Raw genomic sequence first — 23,505 nt, forward strand, 5'->3', positions numbered from 1 at the left:
ATAATTCTTTAAATAGATGATTTAAACTGCTCCAGGAACCGAACATCATTCTCGTAGAACATCCTGATATCCCCAATTTGATAGAGCAGCATAGCAATTCTTTCTATCCCCATTCCAAAAGCGAATCCTGAATATTCCGTTGGATCAATATTACAGTTTCTAAGCACATTTGGATCCACCATACCGCAACCCATAATCTCAAGCCAACCGGTTCCTTTGGTTATGCGGTAATCGGTTTCAGTTTCCAGTCCCCAGTAGATATCAACTTCGGCACTGGGTTCGGTAAAGGGAAAATAAGAAGGTCTAAGCCTTATTTTGGATTTACCAAAAAGCTGTTTAGTGAAGTATAGTAAAGTTTGTTTTAGGTCGGCAAAACTCACATCCTTGTCTATGTAAAGTCCTTCTACCTGATGAAAAATACAATGAGAACGTGCCGAGATGGCTTCATTTCTAAATACCCGTCCAGGAGAAATGGTTCTGATTGGGGGTTTGTTCTTCTCCATATACCTTACCTGCACTGAAGAGGTATGGGTACGCAACAAGATGTCGGGGTCTGTCTGAATAAAGAACGTATCCTGCATATCGCGGGCCGGGTGATATTCCGGCAAATTCAATGCGGTAAAGTTATGCCAGTCGTCTTCGATCTCTGGCCCTTCAGAAACATTAAAACCAATATTTGAAAATATTTCGATTATTTGATTTTTAACGATAGATATCGGATGGCGAGAACCAATTTCTATGGGTTCGGCCGGTCGGAACAGATCGTCGTAGACGCCTTTTTCTTCCTGCTTACTCTCCAACATTTCTTTTAGGGAAGTCACTTTTGCTTCAGCAGCTTTTTTCAAAGCATTTACTGCCTGACCAAAATCCTTTTTCTGCTCATTTGGTACCGATTTGAATTCGGCAAAATAACCGTTTAAAATTCCCTTTTTCCCAAGGTACTTAATACGGAAAGTTTCAATCTGGTCAGCAGTTTCAGCCTTAAATGCCTCAACTTCAGCAATGTGTTCCTTTATTTGGTCTATCATGAATACTTTTCTTTTTCAGAAAGGCAAATTTAGTAAAAATCAATTTTTCAGCAGGCAATTAATCAATATAACCATTCTGAATAAAATATTGTACGATGGCTTCTTTCATCAAAACGCTTTGTTCCCCGGCTTTAAGAACAGGTAATTGTTCAAGAGTTTTATAATGGGGCCAACCATCTTCATCAAAATAATCAAATTCATAATATCCGTATGGTTCCAAAAGTCTGCATATAGCTATATGCATAAGATCAATTTTATGATCTTTTTTAAACTTTCGGTGCACCTGTCCTAATTCCTGTACTCCGATCACGTATATTATCGCATCAAGGTCCATTAATTCTCCATCTGCAAACTGAGCTGAAAGCTTTTGCTGCAGCCCTTCCCAGCGTTCCTTTAATTGTTCATCTCTTGCCATAGCGCAAAGATAATATCTTACTTATTGAAATTACTATATTTGAAGTATGAATACAATAGATATTGTTCTTGCCCTTATCCTACTCTATGGACTAATAAGAGGATTTTTCAGAGGTATCCTGGCAGAAGTAGCTTCGCTAGTAGGGATTGTATTAGGAATTTATGCAGCAATTCATTTCTCCTATATTCTGGCCGATTTCTTTTCCGAGAATATGGGATGGGACACTCAGTATGTAAATCTTATTGCTTTTGCTATCACCTTTATTTTAATTGTATTTCTGATCTCCCTGGCCGGAAGAATTCTTACAAAAATAGCTGCTTTTGCGGCTTTAGGACTGGTGAACAAATTCCTCGGAGGGGCCTTTGGTTTAATTAAAGTAGCTTTTCTGGTCAGTGTGGTAATAATGTTCTTTAAAGCCACCAATGAGGAAATTGATATTGTCCCACAGGAAAGCCTGGAACATTCGGTTCTCTATGAACCCATCGAAAGTATTGCGCCATTGGTATTACCCTCTATCATAAGGGAGGCCAAAGAACAAGACCTACTCAAAGATTTTGACCATTATCCTGAAAAAACAAAAGCCCGAAATTAATCGGGCCTCCATCAGTATATTCAACTAGAATTATATATTCAACTGGTAGATACTAGCCAACTGGCTGTTGTTTTCTACAGTTACTTCAAGATCCTTGATGATTCCTGAACCTACACCGTATACCCAACCGTGCAGTTGCAATTCCTGACCTTTTTGCCAAGCATTTTGAACAATTGAAGTCTTGGAAAGATCGTAAACCTGCTCCTTAACATTCAATTCAACATACCTATCCTGGCGTTCCTTTTTATCTTCAATAGCATCAAGCTCATTTTTGTGAAGTCTGTACACATCCTTTATATGTCTTAACCAGTTATCGATAAGCCCAATGCTTTCGTTACCCATAGCAGCAGCGACTCCACCACAACCGTAATGTCCGCAAACAATCACATGTTTAACCTTAAGGGCATTTACAGCATAATCCAAAACACTTAGCATATTCATATCGCTGTGAACCACCATGTTAGCAATGTTTCGATGAACAAAAACCTCACCAGGTTGTGCTCCAATAATCTGATTGGCAGGTACCCGGCTATCTGCACAGCCTATCCATAGTACCGGCGGTTGCTGTCCTTCCGCTAGCTTTTTAAAATAATTGGGGTCTTCCTTTAGTTGGCTTTCAACCCACTTTCTATTGTTCTCTTTTAGTTTATTATAAAATGCGTCCATAGCTAGAATTTTATTTTAAGTATTTAAATTAGTATAATTAGATTAAACAGGCATATCGAGACCAAAAAATTTTCTATAACTTTCTGGATTCTCAACTGTGCCCCGGTCCGAAATTAGTTTAATTGTGATATTTTTTCTTTTTGCCTTGATAGCAAATTCATCTAGAATCTCCAGGATGTCATAATCCAAAACCCGGGTTTTCGAAACATCAAGTCTTACTGTTGCATTTTCAGGTAATGCGTTAAGTTCACGGATAATAGCACCTTTATTCAGGAAGGTAACCTCTTCGGCCAGGGTAATCTGATACTGACCATCAGGAATATCATAACCTTCTTTATGAAGAAAGTGAGAGTTCTTGTAACTGTTAATCAGAATAACTGAAATTCCTACTAATAATCCAAGTCCGATTCCCATAAGCAGATCTGTAAATACCACTCCTGCAACAGTTACAATAAAGGGTATAAACTGCGATTTACCCAAGGCAAACATTTGTTTAAACAATGCAGGTTTTGCCAATTTGTATCCAACAATAAGAAGTACCGCGGCTAAAACAGCTAACGGAATCATGTTAAGCAAGGTAGGTATGGCAATAATAGATCCAAGGATTAGAAAACCGTGAATAATGGTTGAAAGTTTGGTTTTGCCCCCTGATTGTGTATTTGCAGAACTCCTTACAATCACCTGGGTAATTGGCAATCCTCCAATTAGACCAGAAACTATATTTCCTGACCCCTGTGCAAAAAGCTCTCTGTTTGTAGGAGTCGTTCTTTTTTCAGGATCGATCTTATCGATAGCTTCTACACTTAACAGGGTTTCCAAACTCGCTACGATAGCCAGGGTAATAGCAACAATCCAGATTTCAGAATTTCCAATTTGGGTGAAATCAGGCAGCGTGAATTGTGCTAAAAAAGAAGAAACATCATCTGGGACAGGCACAGTTACTAATTGGTTTTCACTTATGCCTAATTCGCCTGCAGGAACAAAGGCATAATACAGTACTCCAATAGCCACAGCTACTAGAGAACCAGGAATCAATTTAAAGATCTTATGTTTATGAACAAAGATGTTTTCCCAGGAGAGCAAAATTGTCAAGGCCACTATAGTTAGAATTACAGCTCCTGGAGAAATCATCTCAGCAAACTGACCAAACGCAGCTAAGATTCCATCTCCATAACTAAAGGTTTCAAGGTTTTCACTATTAAACCCAAAAACATTGGGAATTTGCGAAATGGCAATGGTAATTCCTATTCCGGTAAGCATTCCTTTAATTACTGATGAAGGAAAGTAGTAGCCGATAATCCCCGCTTTTAAAACTCCGAGAATTATTTGAAAAACACCGGCAATTACAACAGCCAGTAAAAAACTTTCGAAGGCACCAAGAGATTGGATAGCGCTTAGTACAATAACCGCTAGCCCAGCAGCCGGACCACTTACTCCAAGCTGGGCTCCTGAGAGCGCTCCGACAACTATTCCACCAACCATACCGGCGATCAATCCGGAAAAAAGCGGTGCACCACTGGCCAATGCTATCCCCAAACAAAGGGGAAGGGCAACAAAAAAAACGACTATACTGGCAGAAAAATCTTTATTAAAATGTTTAAACATATATGCAGGTTTATAAAGGAGCCGAAAACACTCCTAAAGTCTTAATTTTAAAATTGAAAAATGAAAAGCTAAAGGATCCAGCCTATTCTGAAAAAATCATAAAATACTTTATACCCGCATGGCTAAAACAATATGCAGATAAAAGAATAGATCCTTAAAATGGGAAAGATTAAACCTGTTTTGGGGGTGGTGAGATTACATCAATAAATACCACAGGATAAGCCTCTGAATAGAAATGTCCTGCACTATTTTGTTCTTGTAGATAGTGGATACTGAGGTAATTTGATTGTGTTTCCTCCCAATTAAATTCTAAATTAATTTGGGTTTTGGAACTTTCCTCCTCATTAACACTATAGGCCATAGAGACATCTGCCGATTTATCTATTAAGACGACAAAGCTTGGAGTAACCAAAAAGGTCACAAACAAAAAGGCCAGTATGTAAGCTGTTTTGTTCACTTCCGGCAAAAATATGATTCTTCTTAGAAAATCCATACTCATTAACGATAATTTATTACTTATCGATTCTCTATTTATTTATAGCTTTCTCAGGTTTTCCCTTAAGGTCCATCCCTGGGTACCATTGGCAAGTTCCAATTTCACCCAACCCTGATAATCTTCGAGAACCCTGGCCTTGGTGCCTTCATGAAGGCTAAAAGTATTATCAGCGCGTTGACTTGGTTCATCTCTTATTTCCGCTTCTTCCACATAAATTATAGCAAATTTATTGTTAAGCTGAATTTCCTGTTGTTGGAATGCAAAAAATACAGACATGGCCATCAAAACAAACATAAAAACCGCCCCCCCGAAGAAGATTCGCTTAACCAGAGGTTGGGTATTGAAATAATAAATCAGGAAAAAAACCGCAAGCAACACCGACCAGATTATGGCCAAAATTCCCCAGGTATTATATGAAAACAAAGAAATAAGCTCATTTACGGTTTTTGAAAAACCTGAGGTCTCAACCTGCGGAATAGCATCAAGTGTCATATTACGAGCGAATTCCAGATTATTTTGCACATCCTCATCCTTAGGATCAAGCTGAAGAGCTTTTTCATAATAATAAATACTGGGTCCTACATTATTGAGTTTATAATGTGCATTCCCTAAATTATAATAGACGGGAACTGAGGTTTCATCATTTTGGATAATTTGCTCGTAGAGAGAGATGGCTTCCTTATAATTCCCCTCAGCGTACTGGGCATTTGCCTTTTCAAAAAACGCTTCATTCTGGGCCGGAAGCACCCAGGAAATAAGAAATATGAGGTAGATTAAATTTTTCATATCAAAGCTGTTTATCCAGGGTTGAAATCACCGAAACGGCTTTCTGGTAGTCCTCCTCCATACTTACCTCAGAAGCCGGTGTATACCTCGCGTATTCACAGCTTTTCAGCAAATTGGTGAAGGCCAATATATCTTCGTCCTTTATATCCTTTTCCTTTAAGATAGCGCTTATTTTCTCCTTACTCATCTCTGAAGTTTGAATATGGAGTTTCGCCTTGAGATAATTATGCAATGAGCGTTCCAGCGCATCATAGAATTCCTTCTGATCACCTAATTTTTTATTCGCTTCTGAAAGATATTTTCTGGCAAGTCTGTCAGCTTTTTTTATACGCTTACCCCTTTCATCGCCAGCAATTTCCTGTCTCCTTCTACCGAAAAGGACAAGAAGCGGAATGGCAAGTATCGGAAGGGCCAAACTACCCCAAAATACAGGAGAATTAAAAAATGATGATTGTCCAATGGGTTTTAAATCCGGTTTAAGTTTTATATACCTGAATTGATCGGAAGGTAAATTCATCCCTGTTCTTCCTTTCGAGCTTCCGGCAACTGATGTAGCTGCAGGACCACGTTTTACATTAATCAGGATTTCTTCAGAATTAAGTCTGTGATAGGATTCAGTTTTCGGGTTGAAATAAGAAAAACTTACCGGGTGAATCGGGTATTTCCCCTTTTGAGTGGGAACTATAGTGTAATTTTCTGAAATAGTTCCTTCCTGTCCTCTTAAACTCACATTTACATTTTCGCTCCTTTCCGGATCATACACCTCCAGAGATGAAGGAAGCTCCAGCACAGGAAGCTCAAAAAGGTTTAGGTTACCATTTCCTTTAACCTTGATGGTGGCCTGCAATGATTCTGAGGCATCTAATTCGGTTTTGCTCACCTTAACATCAAAACTAAACTCACCGACTGCACCGGTAAAATCCACAGGTTTGCCCTCAACAGGTAGGGGTTTGACATCCAGTTTCCTAGTACTTGAACTTACCGTTTTATTGATTGTTTTATACAATCTGCGACCGAATAGATCCCTTCGTTCTCCTGGGACATCTACCGCAATGGAAAGCGTAAGTGGCTCGATTTCCAATTCTCCGGTCTTTTGCGGATAAAGAATACTTTTTCGTAACTCTACATAACGGTAAGGTTCACCCTTGTACTGACCATTTTCTACTCGAAGTTCCCTTATGTCTATATTTTGGCTCCAAAAATCAGTGAAATTAGGACTGTCAACCTCCCTCCAATCACTCACACTTATATTAGGGCTAACATATAATTTATAGACTACGGTAACTGCCTCGTTAAGATAGGGATCACCTTTTGAAACTTCAGCCACCAGGTGAAGGTTTTCGGCTGCCATAATTTCAGCATCATTCCCATCGGTAGGTTTGTCTACGGCTGCCGTTACTTCGATGTCCACGGGGGAAGTTTTATAGGTAGTATCATCAATGATGATCTCTGCCTGCCCAATGGTTTTATTTCCTCTGGAATTGGGTTGAAGAAAAAAGGAGTAGGTTTTTGAATACGAACGCTTTCCATTGACAAAGCTCTGGCTAACTGACTGATTAGGTCCTCCCACTACAGTAAAACCCTCAAAAGAAGGCGGTCTGAAATTATCACCATCTTTGTTCATTTCAAAATCAACCCTCAAGCGCTCATTAACTCCAAGCTTGTTTTTGCTAACCTTAGCTTCAAACTTCACCTGGGCCTGCACGCCCGTGGCCATTAGAAACAATATACTTATTAATAGATATTTTAATTTCATATAAACATAAAAATCCTTCTCGTCGGTTTTTTCTTCTCTGCAAAAATTCTACCAATCTTTATCGGTCTTCACTTTGGCGCCTTTTGTCCTTTCAGCATTTATCTTATCCTGTACTTTACGTTCTTCATTATTCATGGCCTCCAACAGACTTTTTATCTGTTGTGGAGATAATTCTCCCTGCTGGGGTTGAGGTTGTTGCTGCTCCTGTTGATCACCTTCCTGGTCCTGGTCCTGTTCACCCTCTTTATCGTTTTCATCTTCCTGCTGATCACCTTTATCTTCTTTTTCGTTCTGTTCCCCTTCATCATCAGATTCCTGCTGATTCTCGCCATCGCCCCCCTGATTTTCCTGGTCCTCCTGTTGGTTTTGTTTATCTTCCTGGTCCTGTTCCTGGTTATCACCTCCCTTGTTATCATCCTGGTTCTCCTCCTGCTGTTGTTCTTCTTCGAGCATCTTCTTAGCTAGGGCCAGGTTATAACGAGTCTCATCATCATTGGGATTATTTCTAAGGGCATCCTTATAAGCCTCTACCGCTTCCTTATACTTTTCCTGTCTCATATAAGAATTGCCTAAATTATGGAAGGCTTTATGTTTGGTTTTCTTAGCATCGGCTACTTTACCAGCCTGACTTAATCGATTTCCGGCCTCAGATGGCTTTTCTTTATTATAATAGAGGTTTCCCAAATTATATTTGGCTGTAGGGTTGTCCGGATCTTTCGCAATAGCTTTGCGATAGGCTGCCTCTGCAGAGGCAAAATCATTTTCTGAAAGAGCTTCTTGAGCCTCCTCTAAATACACTTCGGCTTCACGCTGTTCCTTTCTGTTGGTTTCCTGGGCCTCTACACCAATAGTCAGAAATAGAAACGGCAATATCAAAAAAAGTCTTATGAAGTTCATTTTATAGCTCATACTATTTCTCATCATTTTTCTTTCGCTCATTAAACAAATTGAGCCTTTTCACCCATGCTGTTTTTCTTTCCAGGAGAAAGATATCTAACAATAGCAAGATTACCGCGAGACCTAAAAACCACTGAAACTGTGATTTATAATCTGCAAACTGCTTTGCCTCGAATTCGGTTTTTTCAATATCCTGCAGGACGTCCATAACCTGGTCTATCACATCTGAAGTAACGCTGCCATCTATATATTTTCCATTGGTTTCTGAGGCTATGCTCCTTAGAGTTTCCGGATTAAGTCTGGTAATTACAGTTTCTCCCTGGGCATCTTTTTTATAGTTCTGAATTATATTGTTCTGTTTAATGGGAATAGGCCCACCTTTTTCTGTACCTACTCCTATTGTAAATACCCTAATCCCTGCTCTGGCAGCTTCTTCTGCAATATCTTCCGTATTACCTTCGTGGTCTTCTCCATCGCTAATAATAAAGAGCACCCTGTTAGTCTGCCCTTCCTCATCATAATAAGTAGTTGCCAGTTTAATTGCTTCGCTTATCGCAGTCCCCTGGGAAGAAATCATATCTGTATTTAAAGCCTGTAAAAACATTTTTGCCGAGGCATAATCCGTAGTGATAGGAAGCTGGGGAAAGGCGCTACCGGCATAGGCTATAAGCCCTACCCTGTCACTCCCTAAATTCTCCAGAATCTGTCGTACCAATTGCTTTGATTTTTCCAGCCGATTTGGTGCGATATCTTCGGCCTCCATACTTTTTGAAACATCAATAGCGAATACAATATCTACCCCTTCCCTTTTCACTGTTTCCAATTGAGAACCAATCTTTGGGTTAACCATTGCAATTACCAGACTTCCCAAAGCGAAAAGAATAAGCAGCATTTTAAGCCAAGGTTTAAAAACAGAGCGGTTAGGGCTAAGCTGAGAAAACATGGCGGGATTGGCAAAATTCCGACGGGTACGTTGTTGCCAAATCCTGTAAGCCAGAAAAACAAGTAATACGGCCGGAATCGCCAGCAATAACCAAAAATATATCTTTTCTTCTAATACCATACTTATTAAATAAAACTCCTAAACAAGGTATACCTCAGCAATATTTCAAAAAGTAGCAAAGCTCCTGCCAGTAATATCAATGGGCGATATTTTTCATCATAGTTATAATATTTGAACTCCTCTATTTCAGTTTTTTCTAAACTATCTATTTCATCGTAAATTTCCTCCAGCTTTTCATTGTTTGTGGCCCTAAAATATTTGCCACCAGTATCAGCAGCAATTTGTTTAAGCAATGCCTCATCGATCTCTACCTGAACATTTCCATATTGAAATCTACCATTGGGCAATATACCAATGGGAGATAAGGCAGTCCCGTTGCTTCCCACACCAATTGTATAGGTTTTTATACCATATTCAACTGCGAGTTCGCTAGCGACTTTTGGATCTATAAAACCTGAATTATTAACCCCATCGGTTAAAAGAATGATCACTTTGCTTTTTGCTTCACTTTCTTTTAAACGGTTCACTGAAGTTGCTAATCCTGAACCAATGGCGGTGCCGTTTTCTAAAATATTATTGTATTCTATCTCCTCCAGGGCCCGCATAACAATACCTTTATCGCTTGTAACCGGAGTTTTGGTATAGCTCTCTCCGGCATATAAGACAAGACCTAACCTGTCTGCTGGTCTTCCTTTTACAAATTCTATAGCGACTTCTTTTGTCGCTTCCAACCGGTTAGGCTGAAAATCTCGTGCAAGCATACTTGCGGATACGTCAACCGCAATAATAATATCAATTCCCTGGGTACTGCTTGACCTTGTTGATACGTCAACGGTACGGGGTCGCGCCATTCCAACGATGATTAACGCAAGGGCTAGTAAACGCAGAAACCACAGTATTGGTCTTAATTTTGCCAAGACAGAATTTTTAGCCTTAAATCCTCCCAGGCTAGAAATCTTTAATTCGGCGGTTAGGCGATTTCGCTTCCAAAAATACCAGGCTATGGCTGGAAGCAGGAGGAGCAACAGCCAAAAAAATTCCGGATTTTCAAAAGTGATATTATTAAACATTAGATGTTATCTTTTTTAAATTCTACCGAATCGATTATTCGTTCAGCAATTTCTTCCGCATAGGTATCACCTTCTTTATAGATTACAGTTATTTGTTCGAAACCACTGTTCTCTACGAAATTCAAAATTTCATAGGAATTAGTAATAGCCCGTCCTGTTACTGGATCCTCAATTTCAAGGGTTCCAAAAATCCTGATTCCTTCCACACCACTTATGGTACTGAATTCCTCCTCTTTCATTATGATATTTCGAGCTCCCTGTTGTTCCAGCATCGCATAAATTCCATCAACTGATTTTTCCAAATCAAAATCCGTTTCCCCACTGAATTTCACGGTAGTTAGTGAAGTGTAAAAATTACTTACAGGACTCCCGTAAACAAAGGTTTCGCTGCCGATCATCATTTGTTTTGTCTTTTCCGGAAGGTCCAAATTTTTCCGAATTAAAACTTCTGGAGTTGTTATTATGACTGACGGATCACCATATTCACTGCGAACCCACTCTCCCTCCAGCAATTCTTTTGTTGGATGACCAAGCAAACTGTCTCTTACCTGATCAAAGCCTTTTGAGGTAATAAAGGTCGTAACAGCCCCGAGGATTAACAATGTGGCTATAACTGCGGCGACCACCACCCTTTTCCGTTTCTTCTTTTTTTCCAGGGCTTCCCGGTAAGCTTCATTTTCCTTGATTTCGTTTTCGGAAGGTTCCGGAATTGAGGTCTTAACTTCTTCAATAATCTCTCCAATCCGTGACCGATCAGATTTAGCAGTAATTATATCAGGTCTGGAATTTGCAAATTTTGCAAGGTCAGCGCGGCTAAGAATATCTTTAAAGTCACTAATCGTCTTTTCATTCAACTCCAGTTTACCCGCATTTTTATTCAATTCAAGATAAGCTATCAACTCCGAGGTAGTACTTTCTAAAGCACGATCATAGACTTCCTGGTCTAAGTATTTTCTAGCAGAAAATGTCAGCTGAGAATAGTATTCTTTTACTTCTCTTTGCTCTAAAAGACGTGAATTATCTAGTTTTTGCAATTCGAAGAGCACTTGTTGATAGGGCGGAAGTTCTTTCTCTGCCTCTTCCTTTTGTTTTCTTCTATAGAGATAAAATACCAGTCCGGTCAAAATCAGTATAACCAATAGCCACCAGACCCAGGAGGGCACTTTGAACCTGCCGGGGATTTCTACTGAAGGTTTTATAGGATACATTTTTTGGCGCGTGGTATCCACTACCACATCGGCCACCTCAACTAGCATGGAATCGGTAAAGAATTCACGCTCATTAATAAGAACTTTCATCCGGGATATCACGTAGCTTCCCGAGTCGAATTGAGTAAGACTGTATTCCTTTAACAACCTGAAACGATCTTCCAATTTGGTGGTATCAGTCTTAAAACTCTCAACCACCTCCATAGGGGAGAAACTATCTCCTTCAGGGAACACCACCAGGTTTATAGAATCAGTTTCCACATGAATGCTATATTGGATCTGCTCTCCGATTTTCATAGAGGCGGAATCAATTTCAGCCTTTACCTGGGTTTGTTGGGCATAAGAGAAAACCGAGGCCAAAAGCGCAAAAAAAAGAAGAATGCCCGAAAAGTGCCCTTTTCCAAATTCATATCTATATTTTTTGGAGATTATTTTCCTCATATTTTTTTATCCCCTACGTTTAAAATAACCCAATAATTTAGTGACATAACTTTCATCTACCCTTGTATCTATTGTACCCGCTCCACTTAATCGAAAACTCTCTATAAAATAATTCCTACGTTTTCTATAGGATTCAGCATAATGGTTTCTAACTGATTTCGAACCAGTATTCACTGTAAGATATTCCCCTGTTTCTTCATCCTGCATCTGCACGATCCCCAAATTTGGAATTTCTACTTCCCTTGGATCATAAACCCTTATCCCCGTTAGGTCGTGCTTGTTGGCAGCGATTTTTAAGGTGTGTTGATATTCCTCGGCGATGAAATCCGAGAGGAGGAAAACAATAGCTTTTTTCTTAAGCACATTGGAAAGGTATTTTAAAGCCCCGGCGATGTTGGTATGCTTCCTTTCCGGTTTGAATTCTATGAGTTCTCTGATAATCCTAAGAACGTGTGAACGACCTTTTTTAGGTGGAATATATAACTCGATCTTATCGGTGAAAAGCATCAAACCGATCTTATCGTTGTTTTGGGTTGCAGAAAAAGCCAGGGTTGCGGCAATTTCGGTGATCACTTCCTTTTTGAACTGGGACTGCGTTCCAAACATTTCTGAACCCGACACATCCACCATAAGCATTAGGGTGAGCTCACGTTCTTCTTCGAAGACCTTCACGAAAGGTTCATTATATCGTGCGGTAACATTCCAGTCAATACTTCGTACGTCATCGCCAAACTGGTATTGTCTAACTTCACTAAAAGTCATCCCTCTACCTTTAAAAGCCGAGTGGTATTCCCCCCCAAATACATGGTCACTCAACCGGCGGGTTTTAATTTCTATTTTTCGTACTTTTTTGAGTAGTTCTTTGGTATCCATTATAGCCCTTTCCCGAGCCCGCTTCAAGGAAAGCAGAAATTTGAAAGTTTATAATTCAGTGTATCAGAAAAAGTCCCAAACGGGGTTGAAGGCTTAAGGCACTTCTATTTCGTTAATTATTTTATTAATAATATCCTCTGAAGTGATATTTTCAGCCTCTGCCTCATAGGTAATTCCAATCCTATGGCGCAATACATCGTGCACTACAGCACGAACGTCTTCCGGAATTACATAACCACGCCTTTTAATAAAAGCATAACATTTTGCAGCGATCGCCAGGTTAATGCTACCTCTTGGAGAAGCTCCAAAATTAATAAGCGGTTTTATCTCTTCCAGATTATATTTTTCAGGAGTACGTGTAGCAAATACTATATCAAGAATATATTTTTCAATCTTCTCATCCATATAGACCTGCCGAACCGCTTCCTGAGCCCTTTGGATTTGCTCAAGGCTAACCACTGGATTCACCTTTGGAAAAGCTCCTTTTAAATTTGATCTTATAATGAGTTGTTCCTCAGACATCTGAGGGTATTTTATAACCGTTTTTAGCATAAACCTGTCTACCTGGGCTTCTGGTAAGGGATACGTACCTTCCTGTTCAACCGGGTTTTGGGTAGCCATTACCAGGAATGGTTTATCTAAAATAAAAGTTTCTTCCCCAATTGTCACTTGTTTCTCCTGCATAGCTTCCAATAATGCGGATTGTACTTTAGCAGGAGCTCTGTTAATCTCGTCGGCAAGTACGAAATTAGCAAAAATTGGTCCTTTTTTTATGCTGAAATCATTGAGTTTCATATTATAGATCATAGTACCTATAACATCTGCCGGCAAAAGATCTGGAGTAAATTGAATTCGGCTAAAGTTACCGTGAACTGCCTGGGAAAGGGTATTTATGGCAAGTGTTTTAGCTAAACCGGGTACTCCTTCCAACAAAATATGCCCCTGGCCTAAAAGGCCTATTAGCAAACGTTCCACCATATGCTTTTGTCCTACTATGACCTTATTCATTTCGGTTGTAAGGACTTCCACAAATGCACTCTCCCTCTCTATTTTCTCGTTCAAGCTAGCAATATCTACCGAAGCTTCATTTTCTATCATTCTTAAATTTTTTAACGGGAGTGAATATACATACTTCTAAATACGCGCGCAAATTGAAAAATCTTTGGCATTTTGGCTGTTAAGAGATGGTTAAAAAAAGAGCGGCCACATGGGCCGCTTCTTTTATTAAATCAATTAAAGAGAAAGGTCATTTATTCCTGGCTACCATCTAGAAAAACAGTTTCAAGATCGGTGGTTCCATCTGCTTCCACTACAACATCATTTATAGTAGTCATTGGATAACCACTTGCCTCTTCAGGAGTAATAGTTACTTTATAGGTTCCTGCAGGTAATGCATGTAAAACAAAAGCCCCGTTATCTGCAGTATATGCTGATACAGTATGACTTCCATTTGTTGCTTTTACTAAAGTACTGAATTCAGTAGGATGTACTTCCCCTACGATCTCTCCGGTGTCAGCATAAGCCGAAAGTCTAATTACTGGTTTTAGGGTAAATCCTCCATTTCCAGTCTCTACGATAGACTCCTCCACATCAAAGTCAAGAAGAAATTCGTATTCCTCTCCGGCTTCCAATTCCTGGTTTAGATTCAATTTTAACCCAGACTGTTGAGCACTAGGGGTGGCCAGAGGAAATTCCTCTCCCTCAATTTCAATAAAATTATCCGGACCTAGCACAAGTCTAATTTGGCTTACGAATCCGGAAGGAACTTCGGAGTCTGCAAGCAACTGAGTCATTCCGCCGGTTAATTCAAGTAGATCATACTGTCCTTCATTTACATCGTCAAGGCTAAGCCAGCCTTCTTCATCTGTCACTCCTTGTTCTGCTTCCACTTGAACCATGACGTCCTGGACATCAACAGTAACGGCATCATAATCCCCCGGGGCATCAGTCATTCTCACCGTTACCCTGGCATTTTCCTCTGTAATAGCATCATCGGTGTCATCATCGCTGCAACTGGTAAAGCCTAAGCCTAAAACTGCCAAAAAAATTGCGGGCTTCCAACTCCATTTTCTAAAAGATCTTTTCATAAGTAGATTTTTTTTTATTGTTCGTTGGTTCGATAACGCATATTAAGAAATTTCATTTTGTTGCTATTATTTAATTAACGAAATTTAACAGGCTTTAACCCTATCTTAAAAAGACTCCAGAAGATTATTCACTTTAAAATTAGCTTAAAATAAAAAACATCATGATGAAAACCGCTCTTATAACCGGGGCTTCCAGTGGTATCGGCCGAGCTACAGCAAAGCTTTTGGCCACGGAAGAAATACAATTAATTATCTGTGGCCGAAGGAAGGATCGTCTGGCCGAACTCAGGGACGAACTTCGAAAGCTTGTTCCGGTTCAGGTACTGCGTTTTGATGTTAGGAATAAAGATGAGGTATTTAAAAAAATTCAGCAACTACCTTTAAGCTTTCAAAAGATAGATATCCTTATCAATAATGCAGGTAATGCTCATGGATTGGACCCCATCGAAAGTGGCAATACGGATGATTGGGATGCAATGTTAGATATCAATGTCAAAGGATTATTATATGTAAGTAAGGCCGTCATACCTGGAATGATAGAAAAAAGAAACGGTCATATCATCAACATCGGTTCTACCGCAGGAAAAGAAGTTTACCCCAATGGAAATGTCTATTGTGCCAGCAAACATGCTGTGGACGCTCTTAACCAGGGAATGCGAATAGACCTGAACAAATACAAGATAAAAGTTGGTGCTGTAAATCCTGGCCTTACTCGAACCGAGTTCAGTGAGGTACGTTTTAAAGGAAATACTGAAAAAGCTAAGAAAGTCTACGAAGGCTACAAGGCTTTGGAGGCTCAGGATATCGCAAAAATCATCTACTTTATGATAAGCCAACCATTTCATGTTAATATTACTGATTTAACGGTAATGCCCACAGCCCAGGCTACCAGTACTATAGTTAACAAAGATTGATTGCTAACTTGGCCAGGAAATAAATAAAGAATTTCCTCAAAATAAAAAGATAAGACAGTATGATTAACAAGCGCCTTCTTATCAAAAATCTTCTCGCACACAGCAGTGAGAACAGTTTTTACGACAAAAAGTTGCAGCTTAATATTGGGGAAAGAGAAGGGAAGGCAAAGTTTTTAAAGCATGTTTGTGCTCTCGCAAATTCAAACCCTGAAAACAATTCATATATTGTAATAGGGGTGAAAGATAGTGACAACGCTATTGCAGGTGTTGATTTCTTTGACGATAGCAAGATCCAGAATCTGGTAAACGCTTACCTTCAAAATCCTCCTTTAATTTCATATGAAAACATACCGTTTCCCCACCTACCTTCTCATCTGGTGGTTGGATTGGTAACGATAAGACCAAATCACGGGAAAATATGCTCACTCCAGAAAAATATATGGAAATACTACAGAGGATCAGTTTTTAAAAGGGAGGGCAGTATAAGTATGCCTCAAAATGCTGACCTTGAAATAGAAGATGTTAATTTCGAAATGGTAACTTCTATAGAAAATCATTCTCATAATAATATCGAACTTACCCTGGATGGAGTTTTTGATTTTTTGAATAAACGTCAGGATTTTAAAGCCACCTACAAAGTCTTTAAAGAGTATTTTGTAGTTTGTTGGGCTGGAAAAGAAAAGAAAGGGAAACATGGTACTTTTTATTCCAGGGTGGATATTGAACTTATCAATGAACAGGTAAAGCTTTTTTATTCAGATTTAGATGAGGTAAGTATTACCACAACTAAAGACAAGTTTATAATTCTGGAATACGTTCATCTGGGTTTACATGATAGTTTTAAATATTACCCCCTGGAGGAGGTGATCATTAATTTCAGGGATAATATGAGTTATGATATAGAAAGCAATCTGCTTTTTGAACCTCCTAAATTCGACAAAAAGGTTTTGTATCACATCTACAATAGTAACAACAGTCTTTTGGATAAACTTAAGAATGATAGAGTATTGAACAAACACGAAGAAAAGGAGTTAATTAACCTTCCTTCAACATATCTTGTCTGCTATTTTAATAATTTTGAAAATGCAATTAATAAACTTGAAGAATCCAGATTGCTCTTAAGGAAATACAGCCCGGAGGCTTACAAAAATTACAAGGAAACAAGCAGGATTCTTAGAAAAGTAAAATACAATTGATATGGGCAGAAGTATTGCCATTGGAGATATCCATGGAGGATTAAGAGGCTTGATTCAGTTGCTTGAACGTGTGGATATCACCCCAGATGATGAGCTTATTTTTTTGGGCGATTATGTTGACGGATGGAGTGATTCGGCTAATGTTGTTTCATACCTCATTAAACTAGCACAACAAAACACATGTATCTTTATTCGCGGAAATCACGATGACCTCACCTATCGTTGGTTAAAGACCGGGGAATTAAAAGAACAATGGCTACAACACGGTGGCCAGACAAGTATTGATGCCTACAGAAATTTTTCAAAAGAGGAAAAAACCCAGCATATAGCATTTTATGAGCAGATGCTAAATTATTATATCGATAAACAAAACCGGCTATTTGTACATGCTGGATTTACTAATCAGCATGGTCCTGAGACCGAATACCATGAATCGGGTTTCTATTGGGATCGGACCCTTTGGGAAACCGTTCTTTCTCTGGATAAAAACTTAAAACCCAAGGATAGATATTACCCAAAACGACTCCAGCTTTTCAAAGAAATTTTTATTGGCCACACCCCGGTTACCCGCATTGGAGAAACTACTCCAGTTCACAGGGCAAACGTATGGAATATTGATACCGGCGCTGCCTTTAACGGCCCTATTTCTGCAATTGAAGTAAATACCAAAGAAATATGGCAAAGCGATCCCGTTTTTGAGTTATATCCCGAGGAAAACGGCAGAAATTAAGACTTTCTTATTACAAATCGACATCTTTGAATTATATATTTGTAATTCAAGGATTTTAGCTTTTATTTGTTGGCTATTGATAAAAAATAGAGTTCTGCACAATTCTTGTTGATAGTATTTTAACCAAGAACATTGTTATGATGTTTGTGAAAATTATTTAGTAATGGCCCTTAGTAACGTTAGATTAGAAGTAATGCAAACCATTGAAAAGAAAGTTGATGGTTTTATAGATCAATATCTCATTCCAGTGGAAGATATTTGGCAACCTACCGACCTGCTGCCAAATTTGCAAAAAGAAAATTATGCCGAAGATATAGACCAGATTCGTGAAGAGGCTAAAGAGCTCGGATATGATTTCTGGGTGGTTTTAGTAGCCGATATGGTCACTGAAGAAGCGCTACCGACCTATGAGTCCTGGTTAATGGATATGGAAGGCGTAGAGCAACATGGAAAAACCCGGGGAGAGGCCAATAGCTGGGCTAAATGGGTCCGTCACTGGACAGGAGAGGAAAATCGACACGGAGACACCTTAAACAAATATCTCTACCTTTCAGGAAGAGTGAATATGAAGGAAATTGAAAAAACCACCCAATACCTTATCAATGATGGCTTTGATATTGGGACCGGTCGTGACCCTTACCGAAACTTTGTTTATACAAGTTTCCAGGAACTGGCCACCAATATTTCTCATAAACGGGTTGGACAGCTTGCTAAGAAAAAAGGCAATAAGATGTTAGCAAAAATGTGCAACATTATTGCCGGAGATGAGATGAGACATTATATGGCCTATCGTGAATTTGTAAAAACAATTTTCGAACACGACCCCAGCGAAATGATGTTGGCTTTCCATGATATGATGAAGAAAAAGATTGTTATGCCTGCCCAGTTTATCCGTGAGAGCGGAGATGATATCGCCTCAGCATTTGAAAACTTTTCCAATGCGGCTCAGAGACTTGGTGTGTATACCACAGAAGATTATATTAACATTCTGAAGACGCTTAATAATTACTGGGAAATTGATAAGATGCGGGGACTTACCGACGAGGCTCAAAAAGCCCGGGACTACCTTATGAAATTACCAGATAGAATGACTAGAATTGCAGAAAGGATAGCAATTCCTCAGGATCAGCATAAATTTAAATGGGTAGAACCTAACGGAACCCTCTAATAGTACTGGATATATTCGATATAAAGCCGCTTTATTATTTTAAGGCGGCTTTATATTTGAGGAATTTGAGAAAGTTTATTCCTAATATTGCAGATGATTAGCAATATCTAATGAATAATTCTTCCCATCCGCTGCTGGTAATTCTGGCTTTCTTTTCCATATACTTCATTTGGGGCTCAACCTATCTTTTAAACAAGATAGCTGTTAGCGAACTACCTCCTCTGATGTTAGCTTCTATTAGGTTTATTACTGCAGGTCTACTCATTTTTCTCCTCTGTAAAATCCTAAAAATAAGTTTGGTCATAACTCGTAGGCAATTGATAAATACTGTGGTTGCTGGTTTCTTATTTTTAGCCTTAGGAAACGGGGTGGTTGTTTGGGCACTTAAATATGTGGATAGTGGATTTGCCGCCTTGGAAATTTCAGCTCAACCTCTGGTGGTGCTAATGATGATGAAGATCTTTCAGGGAAAAAAGATCTTACCCATGTCTATGCTCGGGGTATTTCTGGGATTTATAGGTATTTTCCTACTGGTTAGTCAAAACCAAATCAACACTCAGGAAAATTCCTGGTTGGGAGTCGGAATGATATTCCTTTGCTTACTTAGTTGGGCATATGGAAGTCTTTTTGTAGGCGCCGCTAATTTACCGACCAATCATTTCGTTAATACCGCTTATCAAATGATCACCGGAGGTGCCATTCTTCTTGTGGGAAGCCTGATCTTCAGAGAGCGATGGACTTTGCCCACTGCCTGGAGTGATCCAACCCGGTATTCAATGTTTCTACTGATTATTTTCGGAAGCATTGTGGCCTTTACCGCCTTTAATTATTTACTGAAAGTGGTTTCTCCTGAAAAAGTGGCGACCTCAACCTATGTCAATCCTATAATTGCCCTATTTCTTGGTTGGTACTTCCTTGATGAACAAATTACCACGCAGTCTGTTGTTGCAGCTATAGTTCTGCTTACGGGAGTATATTTCATAAATACGAAGAAGAAACTGGTGATGTTTACCCGATTTTCACCACGTTTAGGAAAAAAATTGAACCAATAAGTTTTAAATTGTTGCTCTAATTTCTTCTGAATGTACAACCAGATTCTTGATCATATTTCTAAAGTCATTTCCTTAAGCTCTTCTGAAAAAGAGGAATTCACCGGGATACTTTCAGAAAAGAAAATTTCAAAAAAAGAGCTTCTTATAAAACCCGGCGATAAAGTCGATTCAGAATATTATGTGGTGAAGGGCTGCCTAAAAGCTTATTATCGTGATCAGGCCGGGGAAGATCATATCATCCAGTTTGCAATTGAAGACTGGTGGATAAGTGATTTTGAAGCTTTCTTTAATAATTCTCCCGCCGAACTTTATGTTGAAGCTATTGAAAATTCGGTATTACTGGAAATAGATAAAGATTCACTGGAATTGCTTTACCAGCGCATTCCGAAATTTGAACGTTTCTTCAGATTAAAAATAACCAATGCTTTCGTAGCCTTGAGAACCCGCATTCTTTCCTCACTTCAAAAAACCGGAAAGGAACGCTATTTGGAATTCTGTGAAACCTATCCTCAAATCGAAAAAAGAGTTCCCAATTATCACATCGCGAATTACCTTGGACTTAAACCCGAGAGTCTGAGCCGAATTCGCAAAGAATTACAATAGCTTAACAATTTTTAACCTGCTTTATTAACATACCTCAACTTTTTGGAGGAATAAAGAATCTAAATTTGTTACAGAATTTGAGCAACACAATTTCATTCCTTCTTCGGAGCTTTTTTCCGAAGACTTTTTAAAAAAAATAAAATAAAACATAACATAATGAGCAACAAACAAGCTTTATTAGAATCTTATAATCTCAATGGCCTTGAAATGCCAAACCGTGTGGTGATGGCACCTATGACCAGGAGCCGGGCCGATAATCCTGAAAATAAACCAACAGGTGAACTTCAGGGGGAATATTATAAACAAAGAGCCAGCGCCGGACTCATCATTGCTGAAGGTTCCCAGATCTCAAAACAAGCAGTAGGTTACGTAAATACACCCGGTATTTATTCCAAAGAACAGGTTGAAGGCTGGAAGGAAGTAACTCAAAAGGTCCACGAGGCCAGTGGCCGTATTTTTCTTCAGCTATGGCACGTGGGGAGAATGTCTCACCCCGATTTCCATAACGGGGAATTGCCTTTAGCACCTTCAGCCATAAATCCCCATGCAAAATCTTTTACTCCGGAAGGTTTCAAAGATACCGTGACTCCAAAGGAAATGAGTATCGAAGAGATCAAGGAAACTATTCAGGATTATAAAAATGCAGCGAAAAATGCGATGGAAGCCGGTTTCGATGGCATTGAAATACATTCCTCAAACGGATATTTACTACACCAGTTTTTTAATGGAACCTCAAACTATCGTACCGATGAATATGGTGGCAGCATCGAGAACAGAGCTAAAATTCTATTTGAAGTAATTGATGCGATCAAAGAAGTTATGCCGGAAAATAAGATAGGCCTACGTTTAAATCCTTCCCTGAACGGAATTTTCGGGATGACTATGGATGAGGAAACCATTCCAACTTTTGATTATATCATCAAAAGGCTGAATGATTACGATCTAGCCTACCTGCATTTATCTGAACCGTTTAATGACGTTTCCGAAATTCCGTATGCTGAAACAGAAATAGCAAAACGCTACCGTCCAATGTATAAAGGCACGATTATCATCAACGCAGGTTTCGACCAGGAAAGTGGAAATAGAGTTATTGAAGAAGGAAATGCTGATCTTGTAGCATTCGGAAAACCCTTTATTTCAAATCCAGATCTAGTAGAACGCTTTGAGCAGAATGTGCCTTTAAGCCAATACGATCAGGATACTTTTTATACTCCCGGAAAAGATGGTTACCTAGACTATGAAGCAAAAACCGAAAGAGCGGAAGTATTGCAATAAACTTTAATCATTATGAAACTAAAAATCCCGCGAACTGCGGGATTTTTAGTTTTTTAAAGAGTCTGAGTCAGAAACTTAAAGATCAAACTTGATACCTTGTGCCAATGGTAACTCAGTGGTATAATTGATGGTATTGGTTTGTCTCCTCATATATATTTTCCAGGCATCTGAACCGCTTTCACGACCTCCACCGGTCTCTTTTTCTCCACCAAAAGCTCCACCAATTTCAGCCCCTGACGTTCCAATATTCACATTGGCAATTCCACAATCTGAACCTTCTACGGATAGAAATCTTTCAGCTTCTCTTAGGTTATTAGTCATTATAGCTGAAGAAAGTCCTTGTACTACCCTGTTTTGAAGCTCCAAAGCATTCATCACATCCCCTGAATATTTCATGATGTAAAGTACAGGTGCAAAAGTCTCGTGTTGTACGATCTCAAAATGATTCTCGGCTTCAGCAATTGCGGGTTTTACATAGCAGCCACTCTCGTAGCCTTGGCCTTCCAGCACTCCGCCTTCAACAAGTATTTTTCCACCTTCTGCTACAACTTTTTCAAGGGCATGCTGATAGTTTTTTACCGCATCCTTATCGATAAGTGGCCCTACATGGTTGTTCTCATCCAAGGGGTTTCCAATACGAAGTTGCTTATAGGCGGTTACAATGGCATCCTTTACTTTATCATATATAGATTCGTGAATAATAAGTCTTCGAGTGGAAGTACAACGCTGTCCACAAGTTCCAACCGCTCCAAATACTGCACCGATAACGGTGTTCTTAATATCAGCATCAGGAGTAACGATAATCGCATTATTCCCACCTAATTCAAGAAGGGATTTTCCTAATCTTGCAGCAACTGCCTGGGCCACAATTTTACCCATTCTTATCGAACCGGTTGCCGATATTAACGGCACTCGCTTATCATTTGTCATCATCTCACCTACACGGTAATCACCAGTGATAAGAGACGATATTCCCGAAGGTACATTGTTTTCTTCAAAAACTCTGGCTGCGATGTTCTGGCAGGCTACAGAAGTAAGCGGAGTTTTCTCCGATCCCTTCCAGATACATGCATCGCCACAAACCCAGGCTAAAGCAGTATTCCAGGACCATACGGCCACCGGAAAGTTAAAGGCTGATATGATCCCAACCACCCCAAGAGGATGGTATTGTTCATACATTCTGTGTCCTGGTCGCTCAGAATGCATGGTAAGTCCATGTAGCTGACGGGAAAGCCCTACTGCAAAATCGCAAATATCAATCATTTCCTGTACTTCCCCCAATCCCTCCTGGTATGATTTTCCCATTTCATAGGAAACCAGCTTTCCGAGGGGCTCTTTGAGACGTCTAAGTTCATCATTGAATTGTCTTACCACTTCTCCACGTTGCGGTGCAGGCCATATTCTCCATTGCTTAAAGCCTTTACTAGCGGTGTCGATTACTTTTTCATAATCTTCTTTAGTGGTAGCTTTAACTTTTCCAATAAGCGCTCCATCTACAGGAGAATAGGATTCTATAATATCACCGTTACTAAAAAAATCAGTCCCTGTGGAAGTTCCGTTGTTAACTTCATTTAATCCTAAATCTTTCAGGGCTTGTTTAATCCCAAATTTTTCTGCTATTTCACTCATTAATCCTTAATTTTT

General features: G+C 39.3%; 23 protein-coding genes. 8 read left to right on the forward strand and 15 right to left on the reverse strand.

Features of this window, described 5'->3' with window-relative positions; translation table 11 throughout:
• Window positions 1-8: 8 nt before the first annotated feature.
• Together pheS and ACW6NC_RS02365 are read right to left on the reverse strand one after the other, a co-directional pair.
• The gene (gene pheS, locus ACW6NC_RS02360; protein WP_457863574.1) at window positions 9-1,028 is read right to left on the reverse strand and encodes a phenylalanine--tRNA ligase subunit alpha; all 1,020 of its coding nucleotides are present in this window, start codon (window positions 1,026-1,028) and stop codon (window positions 9-11) included.
• Window positions 1,029-1,086: 58 nt separating this feature from the next.
• Entirely contained in the window at window positions 1,087-1,443 is a 357-nt protein-coding gene (locus ACW6NC_RS02365; protein ID WP_457863575.1) for a hypothetical protein, read from the reverse strand.
• Between the two features lie 46 nt (window positions 1,444-1,489).
• Between ACW6NC_RS02365 and ACW6NC_RS02370 the strand changes: the two genes are divergently transcribed.
• Complete coding sequence (locus ACW6NC_RS02370; RefSeq protein WP_457863576.1) at window positions 1,490-2,035, forward strand: CvpA family protein; 546 nt, start codon at window positions 1,490-1,492, stop codon at window positions 2,033-2,035.
• A 30-nt stretch (window positions 2,036-2,065) separates the two neighbouring features.
• Here ACW6NC_RS02370 and can read toward each other — a convergent pair whose 3' ends face one another.
• The 12 genes from can to ACW6NC_RS02430 all read right to left on the reverse strand — a co-directional run bounded on the left by can (window position 2,066) and on the right by ACW6NC_RS02430 (window position 14,923).
• Window positions 2,066-2,701 (reverse strand): carbonate dehydratase, encoded by a 636-nt coding sequence (can, locus tag ACW6NC_RS02375; protein WP_457863577.1) that lies wholly within the window; start codon window positions 2,699-2,701, stop codon window positions 2,066-2,068.
• A gap of 42 nt (window positions 2,702-2,743) precedes the next feature.
• Complete coding sequence (locus ACW6NC_RS02380) at window positions 2,744-4,306, reverse strand: SulP family inorganic anion transporter (protein WP_457863578.1); 1,563 nt, start codon at window positions 4,304-4,306, stop codon at window positions 2,744-2,746.
• Between the two features lie 169 nt (window positions 4,307-4,475).
• A complete protein-coding gene (locus tag ACW6NC_RS02385) occupies window positions 4,476-4,805 on the reverse strand; it encodes a hypothetical protein (protein ID WP_457863579.1) in 330 nt (109 codons plus the stop codon).
• A gap of 36 nt (window positions 4,806-4,841) precedes the next feature.
• Complete coding sequence (locus tag ACW6NC_RS02390; RefSeq protein ID WP_457863580.1) at window positions 4,842-5,588, reverse strand: tetratricopeptide repeat protein; 747 nt, start codon at window positions 5,586-5,588, stop codon at window positions 4,842-4,844.
• Between the two features lies 1 nt (window position 5,589).
• Entirely contained in the window at window positions 5,590-7,305 is a 1,716-nt protein-coding gene (locus tag ACW6NC_RS02395; RefSeq protein WP_457863581.1) for a BatD family protein, read from the reverse strand.
• Between the two features lie 87 nt (window positions 7,306-7,392).
• A complete protein-coding gene (locus ACW6NC_RS02400; RefSeq protein ID WP_457863582.1) occupies window positions 7,393-8,283 on the reverse strand; it encodes a tetratricopeptide repeat protein in 891 nt (296 codons plus the stop codon).
• Complete coding sequence (locus ACW6NC_RS02405) at window positions 8,255-9,304, reverse strand: vWA domain-containing protein (RefSeq protein ID WP_457863583.1); 1,050 nt, start codon at window positions 9,302-9,304, stop codon at window positions 8,255-8,257. Before ACW6NC_RS02405 ends, ACW6NC_RS02400 begins: the two co-directional genes overlap by 29 nt.
• A 5-nt stretch (window positions 9,305-9,309) precedes the next feature.
• Complete coding sequence (locus ACW6NC_RS02410) at window positions 9,310-10,314, reverse strand: vWA domain-containing protein (protein WP_457863584.1); 1,005 nt, start codon at window positions 10,312-10,314, stop codon at window positions 9,310-9,312.
• Window positions 10,314-11,963, reverse strand: a complete 1,650-nt coding sequence (locus ACW6NC_RS02415; RefSeq protein ID WP_457863585.1) for a DUF4381 domain-containing protein — start codon at window positions 11,961-11,963, stop codon at window positions 10,314-10,316. The genes ACW6NC_RS02410 and ACW6NC_RS02415 overlap by 1 nt, the downstream gene beginning before the upstream one ends.
• Window positions 11,964-11,969: 6 nt before the next feature.
• The gene (locus ACW6NC_RS02420) at window positions 11,970-12,836 is read right to left on the reverse strand and encodes a DUF58 domain-containing protein (protein WP_457863586.1); all 867 of its coding nucleotides are present in this window, start codon (window positions 12,834-12,836) and stop codon (window positions 11,970-11,972) included.
• A 93-nt stretch (window positions 12,837-12,929) separates the two neighbouring features.
• Window positions 12,930-13,934, reverse strand: a complete 1,005-nt coding sequence (locus ACW6NC_RS02425; RefSeq protein WP_457863587.1) for an AAA family ATPase — start codon at window positions 13,932-13,934, stop codon at window positions 12,930-12,932.
• Window positions 13,935-14,086: 152 nt separating this feature from the next.
• On the reverse strand, window positions 14,087-14,923 hold the full coding sequence (locus ACW6NC_RS02430; RefSeq protein ID WP_457863588.1) for a DUF4382 domain-containing protein: 837 nt from the start codon (window positions 14,921-14,923) through the stop codon (window positions 14,087-14,089).
• A gap of 161 nt (window positions 14,924-15,084) precedes the next feature.
• Here ACW6NC_RS02430 and ACW6NC_RS02435 point away from each other — a divergent pair, with 161 nt between their 5' ends.
• The 7 genes from ACW6NC_RS02435 (at window position 15,085) to ACW6NC_RS02465 (ending at window position 21,861) form a co-directional block, all read left to right on the forward strand.
• The gene (locus tag ACW6NC_RS02435; RefSeq protein WP_457863589.1) at window positions 15,085-15,837 is read left to right on the forward strand and encodes an SDR family NAD(P)-dependent oxidoreductase; all 753 of its coding nucleotides are present in this window, start codon (window positions 15,085-15,087) and stop codon (window positions 15,835-15,837) included.
• A gap of 59 nt (window positions 15,838-15,896) precedes the next feature.
• On the forward strand, window positions 15,897-17,033 hold the full coding sequence (locus ACW6NC_RS02440; protein ID WP_457863590.1) for a DUF5929 domain-containing protein: 1,137 nt from the start codon (window positions 15,897-15,899) through the stop codon (window positions 17,031-17,033).
• Between the two features lies 1 nt (window position 17,034).
• Window positions 17,035-17,763, forward strand: a complete 729-nt coding sequence (locus tag ACW6NC_RS02445) for a metallophosphoesterase family protein (protein ID WP_457863591.1) — start codon at window positions 17,035-17,037, stop codon at window positions 17,761-17,763.
• A 163-nt stretch (window positions 17,764-17,926) separates the two neighbouring features.
• A complete protein-coding gene (locus ACW6NC_RS02450) occupies window positions 17,927-18,931 on the forward strand; it encodes an acyl-ACP desaturase (protein ID WP_457863592.1) in 1,005 nt (334 codons plus the stop codon).
• A 110-nt stretch (window positions 18,932-19,041) separates the two neighbouring features.
• The gene (locus tag ACW6NC_RS02455) at window positions 19,042-19,983 is read left to right on the forward strand and encodes an EamA family transporter (protein ID WP_457863593.1); all 942 of its coding nucleotides are present in this window, start codon (window positions 19,042-19,044) and stop codon (window positions 19,981-19,983) included.
• Window positions 19,984-20,013: 30 nt separating this feature from the next.
• Window positions 20,014-20,586 carry a Crp/Fnr family transcriptional regulator gene (locus tag ACW6NC_RS02460; RefSeq protein WP_457863594.1) on the forward strand — a complete coding sequence of 191 codons (573 nt, stop codon included), beginning with the start codon at window positions 20,014-20,016 and terminating at the stop codon, window positions 20,584-20,586.
• Window positions 20,587-20,742: 156 nt separating this feature from the next.
• Window positions 20,743-21,861, forward strand: a complete 1,119-nt coding sequence (locus ACW6NC_RS02465; protein ID WP_457863595.1) for an alkene reductase — start codon at window positions 20,743-20,745, stop codon at window positions 21,859-21,861.
• 75 nt (window positions 21,862-21,936) lie between these two features.
• Here ACW6NC_RS02465 and amaB read toward each other — a convergent pair whose 3' ends face one another.
• Window positions 21,937-23,490, reverse strand: a complete 1,554-nt coding sequence (amaB, locus tag ACW6NC_RS02470) for an L-piperidine-6-carboxylate dehydrogenase (RefSeq protein ID WP_457863596.1) — start codon at window positions 23,488-23,490, stop codon at window positions 21,937-21,939.
• Window positions 23,491-23,505: the final 15 nt, after the last annotated feature.

It is taken from the genome of Salegentibacter profundi (assembly GCF_054121475.1).